Here is a 19,963-nt window from a genome sequence, read left to right as displayed (position 1 = left end):
ATGAACGCTGTCACTCCCCTGCCGATCCCGCTGAGCGATCCCTCGCTGCTGGAGACCCGCGCCTATGTGAACGGCGCCTGGATCGAAGGCGACGCAACCTTTGCCGTACATGACCCGGCCACTGGCAACGTCATCGCCGAGGTCTCGGATCTGAGCGCCGCAGACACCGCAGCGGCCATTGATGCGGCCTATGACGCAATGGCCGACTGGAAAGCCCATACCGGCAAGGAACGCGCGGCCATCCTGCGCCGCTGGCACGATCTGATGGTGGAAAACGCCGACGATCTGGCCACGATCCTGACCGCCGAGATGGGCAAACCATGGCCCGAAGCACGCGGCGAAATCCTGTATGGTGCCAGCTTCATCGAATGGTTCGCCGAAGAGGCCAAGCGTATCTATGGCGACACCATCCCCGGCCACCAGCGCGACAAACGCCTGATGGTTTTAAAACAACCCGTTGGTGTCGTCGGCTCGATCACGCCTTGGAACTTCCCCAACGCGATGATTGCCCGCAAGGTCGCGCCCGCGCTGGCCGCAGGCTGCACCTTTGTCGCCCGCCCGGCCGAACTGACGCCGCTGTCGGCGCTGGCCATGGCGGTTTTGGCCGAACGTGCGGGCATTCCTGCCGGTGTGTTCAACGTGATCCCCTCGACCGACGCAGCAGGCGTAGGCGCCGAGCTGTGCGCCAATCCCAAGGTCAGCAAGATCACCTTCACCGGCTCGACCCGCGTGGGCAAAATTCTGATGGAGCAATGCGCTGGCACCATCAAGAAAATGTCGTTGGAGCTGGGCGGCAACGCGCCCTTCATCGTGTTTGACGACGCTGATCTGGATGCCGCTGTGGACGGGGCGATGATCGCCAAGTTCCGCAACAACGGTCAAACCTGCGTATGCGCAAACCGGATCTATGTGCAGGCGGGCGTCTATGATGCCTTCGCCGAGAAACTGGCCGCCAAGGTACGCGAGCTGTCTGTCGGCAACGGGTTCCACGAGGGCGTCACCACCGGCCCGATGATCAACCAGGCTGCCGTGGACAAGGTCGAGGCTCATATCACCAACGCAGTCGACAACGGCGCCACCGTAACCTTGGGCGGCACGCGTTCGAACCTGGGCGGTACGTTCTTTGCCCCCACGGTCGTGCGCGACGTGACCCGCGACATGCAGGTCTGCCGCGAAGAAACCTTCGGTCCACTGGCCGCTCTGGTCCGGTTCGAGACCGAGGCCGAGGTGATCGACATGGCCAATGACAGCGAGTTTGGCCTTGCCTCGTATTTCTACAGCAACGATCTGAGCCGTGTCTGGCGCATGTCCGAGGCGCTGGAAAGCGGCATGGTCGGGGTCAACACCGGCCTGATCTCGACCGAGGTCGCGCCGTTTGGGGGCATCAAGCAATCCGGGCTTGGGCGCGAAGGCTCGAAATACGGGATCGAGGATTTCCTTGAGATCAAGAACATCTGCATTGGCGGGATCAGCTAGGCCCGCCGATAGCATCACCAAAATCCCTGGAGGTGGCCTCCTCATCCTCCAGCCACCTCCCACTTAAGGGGTCGCTTCAGGCGGCCCCTTCTTTTTTGGGCGCAGTGAAACAGCCGCCAGACTGGCGCCGAGTTCATTTTGAAAAAGGGGGGGAAGTGGTGGCGGTACAGGGACTTGAACCCCGGACACGCGGATTATGATTCCGCTGCTCTAACCAACTGAGCTATACCGCCGAAAGTGGACGCGAAATACGAAAGGCACGCGCCCGCGTCAAGACCGAAAACACAGATTCGCAAGGTTTTTTGAGTCTCCTCAAACCGATACGGCTTGTACCAACTCGTCTCGCGTCAATTCGGATTTGGCGCCCTGTTTCAGGACCTCTCCGCGGCGCATCACCACGAACTGATCGGCCAGCCCATAGGCAAAGTCGAAATACTGCTCGACCAGGATAATCGCCATGTTGCCCTGATCGCGCAGGTATTCAATCACGCGGCCGATTTGCTGGATGATGTTAGGCTGAATACCCTCGGTCGGCTCGTCCAGCAGCAGCAACTTGGGCTTGGTGATCATCGCGCGGGCAATGGCCAGCTGTTGTTGTTGCCCGCCGGACAGATCCCCGCCGCGCCGATGCAGGAAATCATTGAGGATCGGGAACAGCTCGAACACTTCGTCAGGAATGAAATGTTCCGAGCGCGGCAGGCAGACGAACCCGGTCTCCAGGTTCTCGCGCACGGTCAGCAAAGGGAAGATATCGCGGCCCTGCGGGACGTAACCCACGCCCTTGCGCGCCAAAGCATGGGCGGGCAGTTTGCCGATCTGTTCGCCATCCAGCTCCAGCCCGCCACCCGAGCGCGGATGCGTGCCGGAAATGGCCTTCAGCAGGCTGGTTTTGCCCACGCCATTGGTGCCCATCACGCAGGTCACCTTGCCGACCTCGGCCTCAAGCGAGATGCCGTTCAGGATTTGCGAGCTGCCATAATGCAGGGTCAGGTTATCGGTCTTCAGCATCTTTTAGCGCCCCAAATACACGTCAATGACGTCCTGGTTTTGTGTCACGTGGTCCAACGAGCCTTCGGCCAAAACGCTACCTTCGTGCAGCACGGTGACCTTGCATTCCAGACGGCGGACGAATTCCATGTCATGTTCCACCACGACCACCGCGCGGGTTTTCGCGGCCTCGACCAGAATATCGGTGGTGTGTTCGCGTTCCGACAGTGTCATGCCTGCGGCGGGTTCATCGACCAGCAACAGCCGCGGTTCCTGCGCCAGCAGCATCCCGATCTCCAGCCACTGTTTCTGACCGTGGGACAGCTCTCCGGCTTTGCGGTCCAGCTCTTCTGACAGGCCAATTTCGCTGGCCAGCTCCTCGACCTTGCCCAGGTCCTTGAACTGCGGCTTGAACATCAGCACCTGCCAGGGCGAGCGTTCGTTCTTCAGCGCCATCAGCAGGTTGTCAAAGACCGACTGGTCCTCGAACACGGTGGGGCGCTGAAATTTACGACCCACTCCTGCACGGGCGATCTTGGCCTCGGACATTTTCAGCAAGGACTGAGATTTTTCGCCCCAGATGACGCGCCCCTCGTCGGGTTTTGTCTTGCCGGTGATGATGTCCATGAAGGTCGTCTTGCCTGCGCCGTTCGGGCCGATAATGGCGCGCAGTTCGGCATTGCCGATCTGGAAGGACAGGTTGTTGATCGCCTTGAACCCGTCAAAGCTGACCGAGACACCGGAAACCTCTAGAAGCGTGCTCATTCCTGCGCCTCCTTTTCTTGCAATGCGCCGGCATCAGGGCCCAGCGGTTTGCCGTGGCGACGCGGGGCCGCAATGCCTTGGGCCAGATCGAACAGCCCGCCGATACCCTTGGGCGCGAACAGCGTCACCAGAACAAAGCTAAGCCCCAGCACCACCTGCCACCAATCGACCCAATCAATCGTGTAGAACCCCAGCGGGATCGAGGGCGCCTGCCCTCCGGTGAACCACGTGGACACCAACGAGACAAAGGCCGCACCGATGACGGCGCCATACAGGCGGCCTCGGCCCCCGATGGCCACCCAGACCGCCAGATAGATCGAGGCGATGGGCGCAATCTCGGCCGGGTTGATGATACCGGCCTGCGGATAATACAGAGCCCCTGCAATGCCCGCGATCATGGCGGTCAGCACAAAGATAAACAGCTTGTACCCCTCGACCGAATAGCCAAGAAAACGCACGCGTTGTTCGTCATCGCGGATGCCGCGGATCACGCTGCCGAACTTGCCCGAGACAACCCAGGCGGCCAGCACATAGCCCAGCCCCAGCGCCAACGCCGAGACCCAGAAGAACCACAGTGACACGGTCGCCTGCGGGACGTTATCCAGACCGGGCAGGTTTTGCAGGCCGGACAGGCCGTTATTGCCGCGCAGACCACTGTCGTTCTGGAACAGGTACAGCGACAGGGCCAGCGTCATCGCTTGGGTCAGGATCGACAGGTAAACGCCGGTGACGCGGCTGCGGAAAGCCAGCCAGCCAAAGACCAGCGCCAGAATGCCCGGCACGATTACAACCAGCGCCAGCTGGATCACCAGACTGTCGGCAAAGGCCCAGACCAACGGGAATTCACTGCTGCCGACCACGCCGAAAATCTGTGTGCCGATGGCGTCCACGACCTCTTGAGCGGTTGGCGGGATTTCTGCATTTGCCATCGAGCTTTCGACGATCCCGCGGGTGCGTTCATACATCAGCCACATGCCGATCATGTAACCGCCAAGCCCGAAGAAGGCGAAATGGCCCAGGCTAAGGATGCCGCAATAGCCCCAGACCAGATCCATCGCGATGGCGATCAGGCACAGGCACAGCGTCTTGCCCAAGGTTTTCACGAACGAGGTCGAGATCAGCGCCGCGCCCGTGGCCTCGGACATCAGGGTGACGCCCACCGTGAACAGCGCAAGGATGCCAAGGAAAACCAGGACCGAAGGGTTGCGCATGATAAATGTGTTTTTCATTGGATTGCCTCGTTCTTGGTGAGGTCGAGGGTCATGAAGACGCTATGCGGATCAAGGGCATAGTCGCCGAAGGGCGGACATTCAGCGAACCCGTGGGACTGGTACAGCGCACGGGCCGCATTGAAACCGGGATGCACGCCTGTTTCCAGCCACAGCCCGGTATATCCGCGCGATTTGGCTTCGGTCAGGATAGTCCGCAAAATCTTTCGCGCCACGCCCTTGCCGCGCGCGGCGGAGCGGGTGTGCATAGACTTAATCTCTCCGTCCGTGTCCGAAAGTTCCTTCAGCGCCCCCATGCCGATCAGATCGTCCTGTTCCATCACCGTCCAAACCGTCAAATCCGGGGTAAACAGACGCGAGACAGGCAGCCGGTGACAGCTTTCGGGCGGCGCGGTGGTGTCGCAAAAATCCGTATGCGCATTCACCAGCGCCTCGAACGCAGGAGTGGGGGCGGATAGAATGGCGAGCTCCATGATCAGTCTCCTGCCGCGCGGCCCTTGAGGGCGATGATGCCCCTTGGGCGGAACTGGATGAAGATAATAATAAAGACGATCATGTAGGTCTGCGCCGCCAGGGTATTGGACGGGTTCAACCACTCGATCCCCTTCTGCAGGAAGCCGATCATCGCGGCGCCCGCCAAGGTGCCCCAGATGTTGCCGACACCGCCGACAACCACTGTCATGAAGCTTTGGACGATATAGTCGCTGCCCAGCTCCGAGGTGACCTTGGCGAACAGGCCGATGGCCACTCCAGCGATCCCAGCGATGCCCGACCCCAGGCCAAAGGTCAGCATATTCACTTTGTCCTTGTTGATGCCCATGCTGGATGCCATGCGCGGGTTTTGCGTAACCGCACGCGTCTCCAGACCCAGCCGGGTGCGCTTCATGATGAACAGGAACACGCCCAGGAAAATCAGTGCCAGAACGAAGATCGCGATGCGGATATAGCTGATCGAGACCACGTCATTCATCACCCACGCCCCATCCAGCCACGCGGGCGAGGTCAGCGGACGGGCCTGCGTGCCAAAGATGTTCTTGGCAAGCTGTTGCAACGCGATGGAAATCCCGAAGGTCGCCAGCAGAGTTTCCAGCGGGCGATTATACAGCCAGCGGATCACCAGACGCTCCATTGCCACACCGGCGGCAAAGGTCACTGCAAAGGCCAGCGGGATCGCAACGATGATCGACACGGTGTAGTCGGGGACAATCTGCTGCACCACGTAGCCGGTATAGGCGCCCATCATGATGAACTCGCCATGGGCCATGTTGATCACGCCCATTACGCCAAAGGTGATGGCCAGACCAATGGCCGCCAGAAAGTAAATCGAGGCCAGCGACAGCGCGTCCAGCCCCAGGTCCAGCGCCTGGTTCATACCGACGCGCAGCTCGATGGATGTCAGCGCCTCTGCGGCTGCATCCGTCACGGCCTTGGCGGGCTCGTCATAGACATCGGCAAAACTGTGTGCGGCCAGTGATGCCTGCACGTCAGCAGTTGATGGCGCTGGGGGGACAGTGCCCGCCGCAGCCAAAGCCGCATAAGCACGGGCGCGCGCCTCATGCGTGTTCAACTCGGCCAACGGGACGCCGCCCACGGTGCCGCCTACGATATTGGCAGCCAGGGTGTTGCGGATTTCATCGGCCTCAATCAGCGCGGGCGCCAGCTTGGCCTTGACCAGCAGGTCATAGGCCTCGGTTTCGGACAGAGCATCGCTGCCCGGCTTCAGCAGGGTCGCAACATTCAGCTTGGCATCGGGCGCTCCGGCAAACACCATCCGTTTGGTCGTCATCAGCGGATTCAGTGTGGCGCGGACGTCCACGCCCAGATCGGTTTCAAAAGCTTTGATTGCCTCGATCCGGTTCGATATTTCGCCGTCGTATGCAATGGTCAGCAGCCGTTCCAGCCGCAGCTTCTTGGCCTTCAGATCAGGATCGGGTTCGTTGTCGATGGCCTTGCGCAGCGGAGCCAGATGCTCGGGCGCGGGGTCGCGCTCGATCGAGATCACGGCGTCCCAACGGCGCGCGGTATCGGGGTCAGACAGCTGGAACTGCACCAGCGCAGTGCCGATCAGGGCGCGAATGCCACTGTTTGGCTTCAGCTGTTTCAGCTCTTTCTTGGGGTATTCACCAACGACCTCTCCGGTTTCGAAGTCGGTCAGCTGATAGGATTTCGAGGGCAGCTTTTCCCCGATGAAAAACAGCCCGTCCGCCTCGCGTTGCCACATATTCTTGGCTTGCCAGGCTTGAAGGACGGTCTGCGCCTCGGGTAGGCCACTGCTGGCCAGGGCATCAATCGCGGGCTGAATGGTCTTGCGCGAGCTTTTCTCGATCACGCTGCGATATTGTTGCAGTAGGTCTTGCACAGGACCGGCGGTGGCCTGCATCGGCAGGGCAAGCATCACCAGTGCGAGCAAGAGAGAGAAAAAGTGCCGCATACTAGGGGATCCGCGAATGTAAAGTCGTGATTGGAGGAGGAGAAGAGGGCGCGCACGCCCCCTTCGATCGTCAGAGGGTCAGATCAGTAGTTGGATTTGATCTGAACGCAGGTTTCGGTTTCGGTGTTGTACATACCGCAGCCCAGCTCTTTCCAGTCGGACTTCAGGACAGCCGATTCCGGCAGGAAATCGGTCCATGCATCACCGGGAACTTCGGTGGTCTGGCTGATGATGTCGAACTGACCATCGGCCTGGATTTCACCGATCAGAACCGGTTTGGCCAGGTGGTGGTTCGGCAGCATCACGGCGGTGCCGCCGGTCAGGTTCGGAACTTCCATGCCGTACATCGCGGTGCGAACGGCATCAACATCGGTGGTGCCGGCAGCTTCGACAGCTTTGATGTACATGTTGAAGCCAATCACGTGTGCTTCCATCGGGTCATTGGTCACGCGCTCTTCACCCATGCGGGCTTTCCATGCGGCGATGAACTCTTCGTTCAGTTCGCTTTCGGCGGACTGGAAGTAGTTCCATGCAGCCAGGTGGCCAACAAGGTTGGTGGTATCCAGGCCCGAAAGCTCTTCTTCACCGACCGAGAATGCAACAACCGGGATATCGTCAGCCGACACGCCAGCCGCGGCCAGTTCTTTGTAGAAACCGATGTTGGCGTCGCCGTTGATGGTCGAGATTACGCCGACCTTTTTACCGTCAGCGCCCAGGGCGACAACGTCAGCAACGATTTTCGACCAATCCGAATGGCCAAACGGAGTGTAGTTGACGAAGATGTCGTCGGCCGCGATGCCTTTGCTCTGAAGATAGCTTTCCAGGATGTTGTTGGTGGTACGCGGGTAGACATAGTCGGTGCCCAGCAGTGCGAATTTCTCGACGCCCAGTTCATCCAGGAAGTAATCGGTCGCCGGGATCGCCTGTTGGTTCGGGGCGGCACCGGTGTAGAAAACGTTCTTGGAGCTTTCTTCACCTTCGTACTGAACGGGGTAGAACATCAGGCCGTTCAGCTCTTCCAGAACTGGCAGGGCCGATTTACGGCTAACCGAGGTCCAGCTGCCGAAGATCACGTCGACGTCTTGCACGGTCAGCAGCTCGCGGGCTTTCTCAGCGAACAGCGGCCAGTCGGACGCAGGGTCAACGACGACGGCCTCCAGCTTTTTGCCCAGCACACCGCCCTTGGCGTTTTGCTCGTCAATCAGCATCAGCATGGTGTCTTTCAGAGTGGTTTCCGAAATCGCCATGGTGCCGGACAGGGAGTGCAGAACACCGACTTTGATGGTGTCATCGGCAGCGAAGGCCGGTGCGGTCAGGCTCAGGGTCAGAGCGCCGGCCAGAGTGGCTTTGATAAAGTTCATAGTGATCCTCCGAGGCGGGGACGCAGGCTTTGGCCTTGCAACAGGCCGGCCAAAACCTTACCTGAGCCCCGCAACATTGTTTTTGTTGCACTAGTGTGGCGGCCGCTTCTGATTTCCACGTCTTGATCGGTCGTCCACACGCCCTGGCAGTTTTTTGCGCCTTGGGCAGGCACAGCAAAGTCATGAAGCCTTTCGTTCTGCAAACGCCTGACCCAGAGTCAGGTTTGCATTCCTCCGGTATGCTCAATAATTAGGCCACATTAACCACTATTGCCTATCCATTGTGCATTTGGGGCGCAGTTTTCCCTCTCTAGCCCGGTTTTTGAGCATCCATCTTTCATGTGCTGCCTCTCTGTGCGACTCGTTTTGCACGAAATCGGAGGCACCCATCCAAGTACTGGCGGACATATCACCCAAAGCAGACATCCCACAGCAGCCGCGCGCAGTGGGGCAGGCTCTGGTCTGTTCCAAGGCAAGGGATGGCGGCTCGGTCCTGTCGGATTTCCGCACATCTGGCTGTCTGAAGACGCTATTTCCACATGGCAGCAATGATCGCCTGACCGGAGTTTTCCTGAATACGGCCGGGGGTATAACCGGCGGTGACCGCCTGAATTTCCACGCCGCAGCTGGCGAGAATTCACGCCTTTGCCTGACCACTCAAGCGGCGGAACGCATCTATCGCGCGCAGCCGGGCGAGGTTGGCCACGTGGAAAACCATCTGACCGTGGCCCCCGGCGCTCGGCTGGACTGGCTGCCCCAGGAAACCATCCTGTTTGATCACGGCGCCCTGGACCGAAGCCTGACCATAGATATGGCCACCGATTCCCGTCTGCTGGCAGTCGAATCGCTGATCCTGGGCCGCAGCGCCATGGGTGAGACCCTGAGCGCCACGCACCTGCGTGACCGCATCCGCATTCGCCGTGACGATGACCTGATTTTTGCTGACACGCTGCGGCTGGACACGGGCACCCTGCCTGACCTGCCCCGCACGGCCATGCTGAACGGTGCTGGCGCCATGACCTCGGTCATCTTTGCCGCCCCCGAGGCCGAGGCGCACCTGGCCCCTGTGCGCGACCTGATGCCGGACACCGGCGGTGTGTCCCTGATCCGCCCCGGCCTGTTGTTCGCCCGCATTCTGGCGCGGGATAGCTTTGTCCTGCGTCAATCCCTGATCCCCGTTCTGACCCATCTGAACGGCGCTAACCTTCCCCGAACCTGGATGATCTGACATGAACCTGACTCCGCGTGAAAAAGACAAACTCCTGATCGCCATGGCCGCCGAGGTCGCCCGCAAGCGCCTGTCCCGTGGCGTGAAGCTGAACCATCCCGAGGCAATCGCCCTGATCACCGACGCCGTGGTCGAAGGCGCGCGCGACGGGCGCAGCGTCGCCGACCTGATGATGGCGGGCGCACAGGTCATCACCCGCGACCAATGCATGGAGGGCATCGCCGAGATGATCCACGAAGTGCAGGTCGAAGCCACCTTTCCCGACGGCACCAAGCTGGTCACCGTCCACAACCCCATTCGCTAAAAGGACCACCCCATGAAATTCCTGACAACCACCGCCCTGATCACCGCAGCCCTGACCGCCCTGATCGCCGTGCCCGCGCTGGCCCATGACGGGATGCACCTGCACCCCCACGCAAATGACTCCAGCTGGCTGCCGCTGCTGGCCGGCTCTGTTGCGGTTGGTCTGGCCGCCCTGATCGCATGGGGCCGCAAATGATCCCCGGCGAGCTGTTCCCCGCAGAAGGCGAGCTGACCCTGAACGAGGGCAGCACGCCTGTAACCCTGATGGTGGCAAATACCGGTGACCGGCCCGTGCAGGTTGGCTCGCACTACCATTTCTATGAAACCAACCCCGCGCTGGACTTTGACCGCGAGGCCGCGCGCGGCATGCGCCTGGACATCGCCGCAGGCACCGCTGTGCGTTTCGAACCCGGCCAACGCCGCGAGGTGACGCTGGTCCCGATCTCGGGCGGTCGCACCGTCTATGGTTTCAATCAAAAGGTCATGGGCGCGCTCTAAGCGCCTTTCCGAAAACGTCCGAAGGATCCCGCTATGCCTGCCAAAATCTCTCGTTCTGACTATGCCGCCATGTATGGCCCCACCGTGGGCGACAAGCTGCGCCTGGCCGATACCGATCTGATCATCGAGGTCGAACGCGACCTTCTGGCCGAACGCGCCAACGGGATGGGCGGCAACGCGCCTCTATACGGTGAAGAGGTCAAATTCGGCGGCGGCAAGGTGATCCGCGACGGCATGGGGCAGGCTCAGACCACACGGGCCGCTGGCGCCGTGGATACGGTCATCACCAACGCGCTGATCGTCGATCATACCGGCATCTACAAGGCCGATGTCGGTCTGAAAAACGGCCGCATTCACAAGATCGGCAAGGCGGGCAACCCTGATACGCAACCCGGCGTGGACATCATCGTCGGCCCCGGCACCGAGGCCATCGCGGGCGAGGGTAAGATCCTGACCGCGGGCGGATTTGACAGCCACATCCACTATATCTGCCCCCAACAGATCGAGGATGCGCTGCATTCCGGCCTGACCACCATGCTGGGCGGCGGCACCGGGCCTGCGCATGGCACGCTGGCGACCACCTGCACCCCCGGCCCCTGGCATATCGGGCGGATGCTGCAATCGGCGGACGCCTTCCCTATGAACCTGGCCTTTGCGGGCAAGGGCAATGCCTCGCTTCCGGCCGCGCTGGAGGAACAGGTCAAAGGCGGCGCCTGCGCGCTGAAACTGCACGAGGATTGGGGCACCACCCCAGCAGCGATTGATTGCTGTCTGGGTGTGGCCGACGCTATGGACGTGCAGGTGATGATCCACACCGACACGCTGAACGAATCCGGGTTCGTTGAACACACCGTCGCCGCCATGAAGGGCCGCACGATCCATGCCTTCCATACCGAAGGTGCGGGCGGCGGCCATGCGCCCGACATCATCAAGATCTGCGGCGAGGAACACGTGCTGCCCTCGTCTACCAACCCCACGCGGCCCTTCACCGTGAACACCGTGGACGAACACCTGGACATGCTGATGGTCTGTCACCACCTGGACAAATCCATCCCCGAGGACGTGGCCTTTGCCGAATCCCGTATTCGCCGCGAAACCATCGCGGCCGAGGATATCCTGCATGACATGGGCGCGTTCTCGATCATCGCTTCGGACAGTCAGGCCATGGGCCGCGTCGGCGAAGTGCTGATCCGCACCTGGCAAACCGCTGACAAGATGAAGAAACAGCGCGGCCGTCTGGCCGAGGAAACCGGTGAGAACGACAACTTCCGCGTACGCCGCTACATCGCGAAATATACCATCAACCCCGCCATCGCGCATGGGATCGCGCATGAAATTGGCTCGATCGAAGAAGGCAAACGCGCCGATCTGGTGCTGTGGAACCCCGCGTTTTTCGGCGTGAAGCCCGAGATGGTCCTGATGGCCGGAACGATTGTCTGCGCGCAGATGGGTGACCCCAATGCCTCGATCCCGACGCCGCAGCCAGTGTATTCGCGTCCGATGTTCGGGGCCTATGGCCGGTCGGTCGAAAATTCAGCCGTTGTGTTCGTGTCCCAGGCCGCGCAGGCCGACAGCATCGGGGACAAGCTGGGCCTGGCCAAGCAGACCGTTGCCGTTCAGAACACCCGCAATATCGGCAAATCCGACCTGAAACTAAACGCTGCCACCCCGCAGATCGAGGTGCATCCCGAAACCTACGAGGTCCGCGCGGACGGTGAATTGCTGACCTGTCAGCCCGCCGAGGTGCTGCCGATGGCGCAGCGCTACTTCATGTTCTAAGGCTGCCATGATTGCTTGTTTCCTGCACCCTTTGGATCGGCCATCCTGGCCGATTCCAGCCAAGGCGTCCAAGGCGCAGCGTGGCGTGCAAATGCGCTTCGCGTTCTTGCAGGCGCGCGATCTGGGCGCGAATTTCCGACAGTTCCCGAAGAAGTATCTCAGATTGCATGGCAGCCTCGGCTCTTGTGTGTCCGCTTCAGGCTCGGGCATTCTGATTAATAAAACTTGAATCGTTTTGGGAAAAACCATGGCCCTGACAACAGCTCATACCATCACCCGCGATCTGGACGCCGGAACAGCTGCGAAAACCGTCACCCTGTCCTATGACGACCGCTTTTTGCGCCGTAAACGGCTTGTCGCAGACGATGGTACGGCATTTCTGGTGGATCTGGAGCATACCGAGAACCTGAATCAGGGCGATGCGTTCACGCTGACGGATGGTTCGCATATCCGCGTTCTGGCCGCGCCGGAAAACCTGCTGCAAGTGACGGGAGACCACCTGCCCCGACTGGCCTGGCATATCGGCAACCGCCACACCCCTTGCCAGATCGAGGATACGCGCCTGCTGATCCTGCGCGATCATGTGATCATGGCAATGCTGTCCCATCTGGGGGCGACAGTGACCGAGGTTGAGGAACCCTTCCTGCCCGAGGGCGGGGCCTATGGGCATGGCCGCACGCATTCGCATGACCACGGCAAGACGTTGCACACGCATTCCCATGATCACTGACTCGCATCTCCTGACCCTGACGCAATGGCTGTCGCCTGCCTATCCGGTGGGGGCGTTCAGCTATAGCCACGGGTTGGAATGGGCAATCGAGGCGGGGCAGGTCACCGATGCGGCCAGTTTTCAGGATTGGCTGACGGACATCCTGCGGCACGGGACCGGGCGCAATGATGCGATCCTGCTGCACGCCGCCTATCGCGGTGCGGATCTGGCCGAGGTGGACGCGCTGGCCCGCGCTTTTGCGCCCTCGGCGGAACGCCTGCTGGAGACCGAACAACAGGGCGCAGCCTTTTGCCGGACAACGGCCGCCATCTGGGGCGAGGCGCTGCCCAACCTGACCTATCCGGTGGCCCTTGGCCATGCCGCCGCGCGTCAGGGCATCCCCCTGCCCCAAACCTGCGCGATGTATCTGCACGGTTTCGCGTCCAACCTGACCTCGGCCGCGATCCGGCTGGTGCCGCTGGGCCAGACCGAGGGGCAGGCGATCATCGCTGCCCTGTCACCACTGTGCGAGGATATCACTCGCCAAGCCGCCGACCTGACACTTGACGACCTGGGCGGCACAACCATCCTGGCCGACATCGCGTCGATGAAACACGAAACTCAATACACAAGGCTTTTCCGCTCATGAGCTCTCCTCACGGTCCTTTACGCATCGGTATCGGTGGCCCCGTTGGCGCGGGCAAAACCACGTTGACGGCCAACCTTTGCAAGGCGCTGTCCGACAAGTATTCGATCGGTGCGATCACCAATGACATCTACACCCAAGAGGACGCCGAGGCGCTGATGCGGCTGCAAGTCCTGCCGCAAGACAGGATCATCGGCGTTGAAACCGGCGGCTGCCCGCATACCGCGATCCGAGAGGATGCCTCGATCAACCTGGCGGCCGTGGACGAGATGCGACAGCGCCACCCCGAGGTGGAAATCGTGCTGATCGAAAGCGGCGGCGACAATCTGTCGGCCACCTTCAGCCCCGAACTGGCCGATCTGACCCTGTATGTTATCGACGTGGCCGCAGGCGAGGAAATCCCCCGTAAGGGCGGCCCCGCTATCACCAAATCCGACGTTCTGATCATCAACAAGACCGATCTGGCCCCGTATGTCGGGGCGTCCCTGGACGTGATGGAGCGTGACGCCACCCGGATGCGGGCGGGCAAACCCTTTGTCTTTGCGTCCCTGCGTCATGGCAAGGGCGTGGATCAGATTGTCTCGCTTATCGAAGAGATCGGCGGGCTGGTCGAGGCCGCCTGATTTTTCAGCACTCGCCTAAGAAAGCCCAGTGGATGCGCAGAAAAAAGGCGTTTCCGCCGGACCCCGCCTGCGTGCTGTTTCATAGTTAAGCGAGCACTAACTGACGGGCGCCCAATGGCCATTATCGCAAGCATTCACCACCTCACCCATTACAAATACGACCGGCCTGTCACTCTGGCCCCTCAGATCATCCGGCTGCGCCCCGCCCCGCATGGGCGCACGCGTGTGATTTCGCACTCTTTGAAGGTCGGACCCGAGCCGCATTTCGTGAACCATCAGCAGGATCCGTATGGCAACTGGCTGGCGCGGTTTGTGTTCCCCGAACCTGTCACCGAGTTCAAGATCGAGGTCGATCTGACCGCCGACATGTCCGTCTATAACCCCTTCGATTTCTTCGTCGAGGACAGCGCGGAACATTGGCCGTTCGACTACCCGCTGGATTTCGATGAGGATCTGTCGATCTATCTGAAACCGATCCACACGGGCCATCATTTCGACGCCTTCATGGAGACGATCCCCCGCGACAAGCAGCAAATCGTGGACAAGCTGGTGCTGCTGAACCAGATGGTCTCGAACAAGGTGGATTATACCATCCGTTTGGAGCCCGGCGTACAAACCCCCGACGAAACGCTGGAAATCGGTTCAGGCTCGTGCCGCGATTCCAGTTGGCTTTTGGTGCAGGTGCTGCGCCACATGGGGATCGCTGCACGGTTTGTCTCGGGCTATCTGATCCAGCTGAAACCGGATCTTGAGGCGCTGGACGGCCCCTCGGGCACCGATCATGATTTCACCGACCTGCATGCCTGGGTCGAGGCTTATGTCCCCGGCGCCGGTTGGATCGGTCTGGACCCGACCAGTGGCCTGCTGGCGGGCGAAAGCCACATCCCGCTGGCCGCGACCCCGCATTATCGCAACGCCGCGCCGATCTCGGGGATGGCCAGCTTTGCCGAGGTAGACTTCAACTTTGACATGACCGTCAAACGTGTGGCCGAACATCCGCGCATCACCAAGCCGTTTTCGGATGACGCATGGGATGGTCTGCTGAAGCTGGGCAAAAAGGTGGATCAAAGCCTGCAGGACGGTGACGCACGCCTGACCATGGGCGGCGAGCCCACCTTCGTGTCGATCGACGATTTCGAAAGCGACGAATGGAACACCGCCGCCGTGGGCCCGCAGAAACGCGGGCTGGCCGATGATCTGATCCGCCGCTTGCAGAAACGTTTCGCGCCCGGTGGGTTCCTGCACTACGGGCAGGGCAAGTGGTATCCGGGTGAAAGCCTGCCACGCTGGACGTTCTCGCTCTATTGGCGCAAGGACGGCAAACCGGTCTGGAAAAACCCGGACCTGATCGCGCGCGAGGATGACGACAATACCCCCACCGCCAAGGACGCGGGCGACTTCATGAAAACCTTCGCCGCCAAGCTGGGCGTTGACCCCGAATGCGCGCAACCTGCCTTCGAAGACCCCGGCGAATGGATTTTGAAAGAGGCGCAGCTGCCCTCGAATGTCTCTCCCGAGAACTCGAAACTCAAAGACCCCGAGGAACGCGCGCGCCTGGCCCGTGTGTTCAGCCGCGGCCTGAATGATCCGGCGGGCTATGTCCTGCCGGTGCAGCGCTGGCAAAGCGCCAACAAGCCCGCGCGCTGGATGTCCGAGGTATGGAAGGCCCGGCGCGGTCACCTGTTCCTGATCCCCGGAGACAGCCCCGTTGGGTTCCGCCTGCCACTGGGGACGCTGCCGTTCATCCCGGCCTCGCAATACCCCTATACCTATCCGCCGGACCCCACCGTGCCGGTATCCGACCTGCCCGATTTCCACGCCACGACTGAGGCGCGCAAAGCGGCCGTTCAGTCCGAGATTGACCGACTGGCCGACGAAGATGCGGAAAAAGCGCGGATGACGCCCGAGACCACGCCTGGCCATACCCAAAGGGCCAAGAAATCCGCGCAGGACGATTCTCATCAGCAAATCAATGCGCAGGGTGTCGGCCCCGAAGATGGTAAGGTCCGCACTGCAATCGCTGTTGAACCTCGTGACGGGCGGCTTTGCGTGTTCATGCCGCCCACTGAATCGCTTGAGGATTATCTGGAGCTTCTGGCTACTGCCGAGGACGCCGCGGCCGAGCTGAACCTGCCCGTCCATATCGAAGGCTACGCCCCCCCGCATGACAGCCGTCTGAACGTGATCCGCGTCGCCCCTGACCCCGGTGTGATCGAGGTGAACATCCACCCCGCCGCCGACTGGGACGAATGCGTCGCGACCACGCAAGCGATCTACGAAGAGGCGCGCCAGTCGCGCTTGGGCGCGGACAAGTTCATGATTGATGGCCGCCACACTGGCACCGGCGGCGGCAATCACGTGGTTGTTGGCGGCGACACGCCCGCAGACAGCCCGTTCTTGCGGCGGCCTGATTTGCTGCGATCGCTGATCCTGTATTGGCAGCGACATCCGTGCCTGTCCTACCTGTTTTCTGGCCTGTTCATCGGCCCGACCAGCCAGGCTCCGCGCATCGATGAAGCGCGCCACGATACGCTGTACGAGCTGGAAATCGCCTTGTCACAGATCCCTAACCCGGACGAGGGCGCAGCCCCGCCGCCCTGGCTGGTGGACCGATTGCTGCGCAACATGTTGATCGACGTAACCGGCAACACCCACCGCGCCGAGATCTGCATCGACAAGCTTTACTCGCCCGATGGGCCCACGGGCCGCCTGGGCCTGGTCGAATTCCGCGGGTTCGAAATGCCGCCGGATGCCAAAATGTCCCTGGCGCAGCAACTGCTGATCCGCGCCATCATCGCCCGCATGTGGAGATCCCCGGTTAAGGGCAAACCCGTCCGCTGGGGCACCGTGCTGCATGATCGCTATATGCTGCCGCATTTCCTATGGCAGGATTTGCTGGATGTGCTGCGAGATCTGGGCGAGCACGGCTTTGACATGAACCCCGACTGGTTCAAGGCGCAGGCCGAGTTCCGCTTCCCCTTCTGCGGCGAGGTCACCTATGAAGGCAACACACTGGAACTGAAACAGGCGCTGGAACCTTGGCATGTGCTGGGGGAAACCGGCGCGATTGGCGGCACCGTGCGCTATACCGACAGCTCGGTCGAACGGCTGCAGGTGAAGCTGCAAACGCCCAATCCCGACCGCTATGAGGTTACCTGCAACGGTCGCCGCGTCCCCCTGGCGGCGACCGAGGAATCCGGTACGTTTGTGGGCGGCGTGCGCTTCAAGGCCTGGCAACCGGCCGAGGCGCTGCACCCGGTGCTGCCCGTGAATGCGCCGCTGACGTTTGATATTTATGACACGTGGTCCAACCGCTCGATCGGGGGGTGCGTGTATCACGTGGCGCATCCCGGCGGGCGCAGTTACGACACGTTCCCCGTCAACGGAAACGAGGCCGAGGCCCGCAGGCTTGCACGGTTCCAGGCAAACGGGCATACATCAGGTTCTTACGTCCCACCCATCGAAACGCCGCACCCCGAGTTTCCAATGACCCTGGATTTGCGGCGCCCAACAGGTGTCTGATCCATGGACGATGCTCCTGCGACCCGAAGGCTAGCCCCCAAGGTTGATATTCTGGCCGATTACACCGTGCAAGACAGCACGGCGGACGAGCTGTTCGATGCCTCGGGTCAGATGCGTCCGGTTTGGACGCCGCTGATCAACCGGCTGCAGGAACTGACGCCCGAACAGATTGACGAACGCATCGCCCGCGGCAACCAATACCTGCGCGATGCGGGGGTGTATTTCCGCCGTTACTCGGACCAGACCCCGGACGAGCGGGACTGGCCCCTTAGTCATATCCCGGTGATGCTGCCGCAATCGGAATGGGACCAGATCGCCACAGGCCTGACCCAACGAGCGGACATCCTGGAACGGATCGTCGCTGACATCTATGGCCAACAAACCCTGGTTCAGAACGGTCACCTGCCAGCGGGCCTTTTGGCGCGCAACCCGGAATGGCTGCGCCCGATGGTGGGGGTGACGCCTCAGTCCGGGTACTTCCTGCATCACCTGGCGTTTGAGATCGGCCGCAACCCCGATGGCAGCTGGTTCGTGCTGGGCGATCGCACTCAGGCACCCTCGGGGGCGGGGTTCGCGTTGGAAAACCGCCGGGCCACTTCGCGGGTTTTCCCGGGCCTTTTCAATACCATCAACGTTCACCGCCTTGCCGGGTTCTTTCGCGAGTTTCAGTCTGCCTTGGGCGGGCGCGGCGATCGCTGGAGCAATGCCTCGGCCATCCTGACGCCGGGCCCCGGCACCGACACCTATTTCGAACATGTCTATATCGCCCGCTATCTTGGCCTGATGCTGCTTGAGGGCGAGGACCTGACAGTCAGCGACGGGCAGGCCATGGTCCGCACGGTCGATGGACTGAAGCCGGTCAGCCTGCTGTGGCGCCGCCTGGATGCACGCTTTGCCGACCCGCTGGATCTGGACGAAACCAGTCAAATCGGCACCCCCGGTCTGATGAATGCCCTGCGCACCGGACGGTTGCATATGGTCAATGCACTGGGCTCTGGCGTGCTGGAAACCCGCGCGATGATGGCCTTTATCCCACGCATCGCCGAGATCGCCTTTGGCACGCCGCTGTTGATGCCCAATATCGCCACGTGGTGGTGCGGTGGCGCGACTGAACGAGACTATGTCACCCAAAACGCCGACCGCATGACCATCGGCCCCGCGTTGACCACCAGCCTGCCCTTTGACCCCGGCAGCATCCATGCGCTGGCCGGTCAACTGCAGAACCCGGCCCAAGGCCCGCTGGCCGACTGGATTCAAAGCCAGGGCCCCAAGCTGGTCGCACAAGAGGCCGTGTCCTTGTCCACCACACCTGTCTATTCACAGGGCCAGCTGCAACCGCGCCCCATGACCGTCCGAGTGTTCATGTCCCGCACCGCAAACGGTTGGTCGATCATGCCGGGCGGCTATGCGCGTGTGGGCCTTAGCGGCGAATCCACCGCCCTGACCACGCAGCGCGGCGGGGCAGTTTCCGACGTCTGGGTGGTGTCGGACAGTCCGGTGGACACGCAATCTCTGGCCCCGGCGAACACCATGCAGCGCCGGCCCGAAACACCCCTGCCCAGCCGCTCGGCGGACAACCTGTATTGGCTGGGCCGATATGTGGAACGTGCGGAAACCACAATCCGCTTGCTGCGCGCTTATCACCTGAGGCTCGAGGAAACGGGCTCGGAATTGGATGCGCGCGTGGCGCTGATCCACGACTTCCTGTCCGGACATGGCGTCGATCCAGCAGACTGCATTCCCGACGCGCTGCGCGCCCAGATCGACGGAGCAACCGACTGTGCCTCGAAAGTGCGGGACAGGTTCTCGGTCGATGGCTGGATTGCGTTGCGCGATTTGCGGCACACCCTGGCAAGGCTAAGCGGACAGACGCTTGGGGGGCACGAATGCGTGCACGCCATGGATACGCTGCTGCGGATGCTCTCGGGGTTTTCGGGTCTGGTGCAGGACAATATGTACCGTTCGACCGGGTGGCGGTTTTTGGAATTCGGCCGGGCGCTGGAACGCGCGCAGGGAATGGCCACGGTACTGGCGACCTTTGCCGCCCCCGACGCCCCCGAAGGCAGCGTCGATATCGCGATCGAGATCGGCGACAGCACGATCACCCATCAGCAGCGCTATCTTGGGGATGCCTGTGTCGAAAGCGTTTTCGACCTTCTGGCGCTGGACCGCCGCAATCCCCGCTCGATCCGGTTCCAGCTGGAAACCCTGCGCACGCTGTTGAAAGACCTGCCCAACGCCGAAGAACCGGGGCGGATGTCGCCCCTGGCGCGCGAGGCCTTGCGACTGCATACAGCCCTGGCCATCAGTGCCCCCTCCGAGATGGGCCCCGGCCATATGCTTTCCCTGTCGGCCGACTTAGCCCGCCTTTCCAATAGCTTAAGTACAACCTATTTTCAGTGAGGA

17 protein-coding genes and 1 tRNA gene are annotated in these 19,963 nt (G+C 61.4%); 11 read left to right on the top strand and 7 right to left on the bottom strand.

The window, feature by feature from the left end:
* Window positions 1-1,476, top strand: coding sequence for an NAD-dependent succinate-semialdehyde dehydrogenase (locus ACOQOQ_RS06225; RefSeq protein ID WP_420569271.1), 1,476 nt, complete (start codon window positions 1-3; stop codon window positions 1,474-1,476).
* A gap of 156 nt (window positions 1,477-1,632) precedes the next feature.
* Here the strand turns inward: ACOQOQ_RS06225 and ACOQOQ_RS06220 are convergent.
* The 7 genes from ACOQOQ_RS06220 to urtA form a co-directional block, all read right to left on the bottom strand.
* Window positions 1,633-1,709: transfer RNA gene (locus tag ACOQOQ_RS06220), tRNA-Met, on the bottom strand.
* Window positions 1,710-1,788: 79 nt separating this feature from the next.
* A complete protein-coding gene (gene urtE, locus ACOQOQ_RS06215; RefSeq protein WP_420569270.1) occupies window positions 1,789-2,484 on the bottom strand; it encodes an urea ABC transporter ATP-binding subunit UrtE in 696 nt (231 codons plus the stop codon).
* A 3-nt stretch (window positions 2,485-2,487) separates the two neighbouring features.
* On the bottom strand, window positions 2,488-3,228 hold the full coding sequence (urtD, locus tag ACOQOQ_RS06210) for an urea ABC transporter ATP-binding protein UrtD (RefSeq protein ID WP_420569269.1): 741 nt from the start codon (window positions 3,226-3,228) through the stop codon (window positions 2,488-2,490).
* A complete protein-coding gene (urtC, locus tag ACOQOQ_RS06205) occupies window positions 3,225-4,457 on the bottom strand; it encodes an urea ABC transporter permease subunit UrtC (RefSeq protein ID WP_420569268.1) in 1,233 nt (410 codons plus the stop codon). Before urtC ends, urtD begins: the two co-directional genes overlap by 4 nt.
* Complete coding sequence (locus ACOQOQ_RS06200) at window positions 4,454-4,930, bottom strand: GNAT family N-acetyltransferase (protein WP_420569267.1); 477 nt, start codon at window positions 4,928-4,930, stop codon at window positions 4,454-4,456. Before ACOQOQ_RS06200 ends, urtC begins: the two co-directional genes overlap by 4 nt.
* A gap of 2 nt (window positions 4,931-4,932) precedes the next feature.
* Complete coding sequence (gene urtB, locus ACOQOQ_RS06195) at window positions 4,933-6,888, bottom strand: urea ABC transporter permease subunit UrtB (RefSeq protein ID WP_420569266.1); 1,956 nt, start codon at window positions 6,886-6,888, stop codon at window positions 4,933-4,935.
* Window positions 6,889-6,971: 83 nt separating this feature from the next.
* Complete coding sequence (gene urtA / locus ACOQOQ_RS06190) at window positions 6,972-8,249, bottom strand: urea ABC transporter substrate-binding protein (protein ID WP_420569265.1); 1,278 nt, start codon at window positions 8,247-8,249, stop codon at window positions 6,972-6,974.
* A 445-nt stretch (window positions 8,250-8,694) separates the two neighbouring features.
* Here urtA and ACOQOQ_RS06185 point away from each other — a divergent pair, with 445 nt between their 5' ends.
* From ACOQOQ_RS06185 to ACOQOQ_RS06140, 10 genes are all read left to right on the top strand, one after another.
* Entirely contained in the window at window positions 8,695-9,477 is a 783-nt protein-coding gene (locus ACOQOQ_RS06185; protein WP_420569264.1) for an urease accessory protein UreD, read from the top strand.
* A 1-nt stretch (window position 9,478) separates the two neighbouring features.
* Window positions 9,479-9,781 carry an urease subunit gamma gene (locus tag ACOQOQ_RS06180; RefSeq protein WP_420569263.1) on the top strand — a complete coding sequence of 101 codons (303 nt, stop codon included), beginning with the start codon at window positions 9,479-9,481 and terminating at the stop codon, window positions 9,779-9,781.
* Window positions 9,782-9,793: 12 nt separating this feature from the next.
* Entirely contained in the window at window positions 9,794-9,976 is a 183-nt protein-coding gene (locus tag ACOQOQ_RS06175; RefSeq protein ID WP_420569262.1) for a hypothetical protein, read from the top strand.
* Entirely contained in the window at window positions 9,973-10,278 is a 306-nt protein-coding gene (locus ACOQOQ_RS06170; RefSeq protein ID WP_420569261.1) for an urease subunit beta, read from the top strand. The genes ACOQOQ_RS06175 and ACOQOQ_RS06170 overlap by 4 nt, the downstream gene beginning before the upstream one ends.
* Before the next feature lie 33 nt (window positions 10,279-10,311).
* Complete coding sequence (gene ureC / locus ACOQOQ_RS06165; RefSeq protein ID WP_420569260.1) at window positions 10,312-12,057, top strand: urease subunit alpha; 1,746 nt, start codon at window positions 10,312-10,314, stop codon at window positions 12,055-12,057.
* A gap of 247 nt (window positions 12,058-12,304) precedes the next feature.
* Window positions 12,305-12,787 carry an urease accessory protein UreE gene (locus ACOQOQ_RS06160; RefSeq protein WP_420569259.1) on the top strand — a complete coding sequence of 161 codons (483 nt, stop codon included), beginning with the start codon at window positions 12,305-12,307 and terminating at the stop codon, window positions 12,785-12,787.
* The gene (locus ACOQOQ_RS06155) at window positions 12,777-13,415 is read left to right on the top strand and encodes an urease accessory protein UreF (protein ID WP_420569738.1); all 639 of its coding nucleotides are present in this window, start codon (window positions 12,777-12,779) and stop codon (window positions 13,413-13,415) included. Before ACOQOQ_RS06160 ends, ACOQOQ_RS06155 begins: the two co-directional genes overlap by 11 nt.
* Window positions 13,412-14,035 (top strand): urease accessory protein UreG, encoded by a 624-nt coding sequence (gene ureG / locus ACOQOQ_RS06150; protein WP_420569258.1) that lies wholly within the window; start codon window positions 13,412-13,414, stop codon window positions 14,033-14,035. The genes ACOQOQ_RS06155 and ureG overlap by 4 nt, the downstream gene beginning before the upstream one ends.
* A gap of 114 nt (window positions 14,036-14,149) precedes the next feature.
* Window positions 14,150-17,557 carry a DUF2126 domain-containing protein gene (locus tag ACOQOQ_RS06145; RefSeq protein ID WP_420569257.1) on the top strand — a complete coding sequence of 1,136 codons (3,408 nt, stop codon included), beginning with the start codon at window positions 14,150-14,152 and terminating at the stop codon, window positions 17,555-17,557.
* A 3-nt stretch (window positions 17,558-17,560) separates the two neighbouring features.
* Complete coding sequence (locus ACOQOQ_RS06140; protein WP_420569256.1) at window positions 17,561-19,960, top strand: circularly permuted type 2 ATP-grasp protein; 2,400 nt, start codon at window positions 17,561-17,563, stop codon at window positions 19,958-19,960.
* Window positions 19,961-19,963 lie beyond the last annotated feature (3 nt).

Source organism: Thalassovita sp., assembly GCF_965218685.1.
In the GTDB taxonomy this organism is placed as follows: Bacteria; Pseudomonadota; Alphaproteobacteria; order Rhodobacterales; family Rhodobacteraceae; genus Thalassobius.
The sequence above is the reverse complement of the archived record's forward strand: the minus strand, read 5'-3'. Positions and strand labels throughout refer to the sequence as shown.

Excerpts from the sequence above, each read along its gene's own strand:
- ureG (WP_420569258.1), top strand. The coding sequence starts at position 13,412 with ATGAGCTCTCCTCACGGTCCTTTACGCATCGGTATCGGTGGCCCCGTT.
- urtE (WP_420569270.1), bottom strand. The coding sequence starts at position 2,484 with ATGCTGAAGACCGATAACCTGACCCTGCATTATGGCAGCTCGCAAATC.
- ureC (WP_420569260.1), top strand. The coding sequence starts at position 10,312 with ATGCCTGCCAAAATCTCTCGTTCTGACTATGCCGCCATGTATGGCCCC.
- ACOQOQ_RS06180 (WP_420569263.1), top strand. The coding sequence starts at position 9,479 with ATGAACCTGACTCCGCGTGAAAAAGACAAACTCCTGATCGCCATGGCC.
- ACOQOQ_RS06140 (WP_420569256.1), top strand. The coding sequence starts at position 17,561 with ATGGACGATGCTCCTGCGACCCGAAGGCTAGCCCCCAAGGTTGATATT.
- urtA (WP_420569265.1), bottom strand. The coding sequence starts at position 8,249 with ATGAACTTTATCAAAGCCACTCTGGCCGGCGCTCTGACCCTGAGCCTG.
- ACOQOQ_RS06175 (WP_420569262.1), top strand. The coding sequence starts at position 9,794 with ATGAAATTCCTGACAACCACCGCCCTGATCACCGCAGCCCTGACCGCC.
- ACOQOQ_RS06160 (WP_420569259.1), top strand. The coding sequence starts at position 12,305 with ATGGCCCTGACAACAGCTCATACCATCACCCGCGATCTGGACGCCGGA.
- ACOQOQ_RS06200 (WP_420569267.1), bottom strand. The coding sequence starts at position 4,930 with ATGGAGCTCGCCATTCTATCCGCCCCCACTCCTGCGTTCGAGGCGCTG.
- urtD (WP_420569269.1), bottom strand. The coding sequence starts at position 3,228 with ATGAGCACGCTTCTAGAGGTTTCCGGTGTCTCGGTCAGCTTTGACGGG.
- ACOQOQ_RS06155 (WP_420569738.1), top strand. The coding sequence starts at position 12,777 with ATGATCACTGACTCGCATCTCCTGACCCTGACGCAATGGCTGTCGCCT.
- ACOQOQ_RS06170 (WP_420569261.1), top strand. The coding sequence starts at position 9,973 with ATGATCCCCGGCGAGCTGTTCCCCGCAGAAGGCGAGCTGACCCTGAAC.
- urtB (WP_420569266.1), bottom strand. The coding sequence starts at position 6,888 with ATGCGGCACTTTTTCTCTCTCTTGCTCGCACTGGTGATGCTTGCCCTG.
- urtC (WP_420569268.1), bottom strand. The coding sequence starts at position 4,457 with ATGAAAAACACATTTATCATGCGCAACCCTTCGGTCCTGGTTTTCCTT.
- ACOQOQ_RS06225 (WP_420569271.1), top strand. The coding sequence starts at position 1 with ATGAACGCTGTCACTCCCCTGCCGATCCCGCTGAGCGATCCCTCGCTG.
- ACOQOQ_RS06145 (WP_420569257.1), top strand. The coding sequence starts at position 14,150 with ATGGCCATTATCGCAAGCATTCACCACCTCACCCATTACAAATACGAC.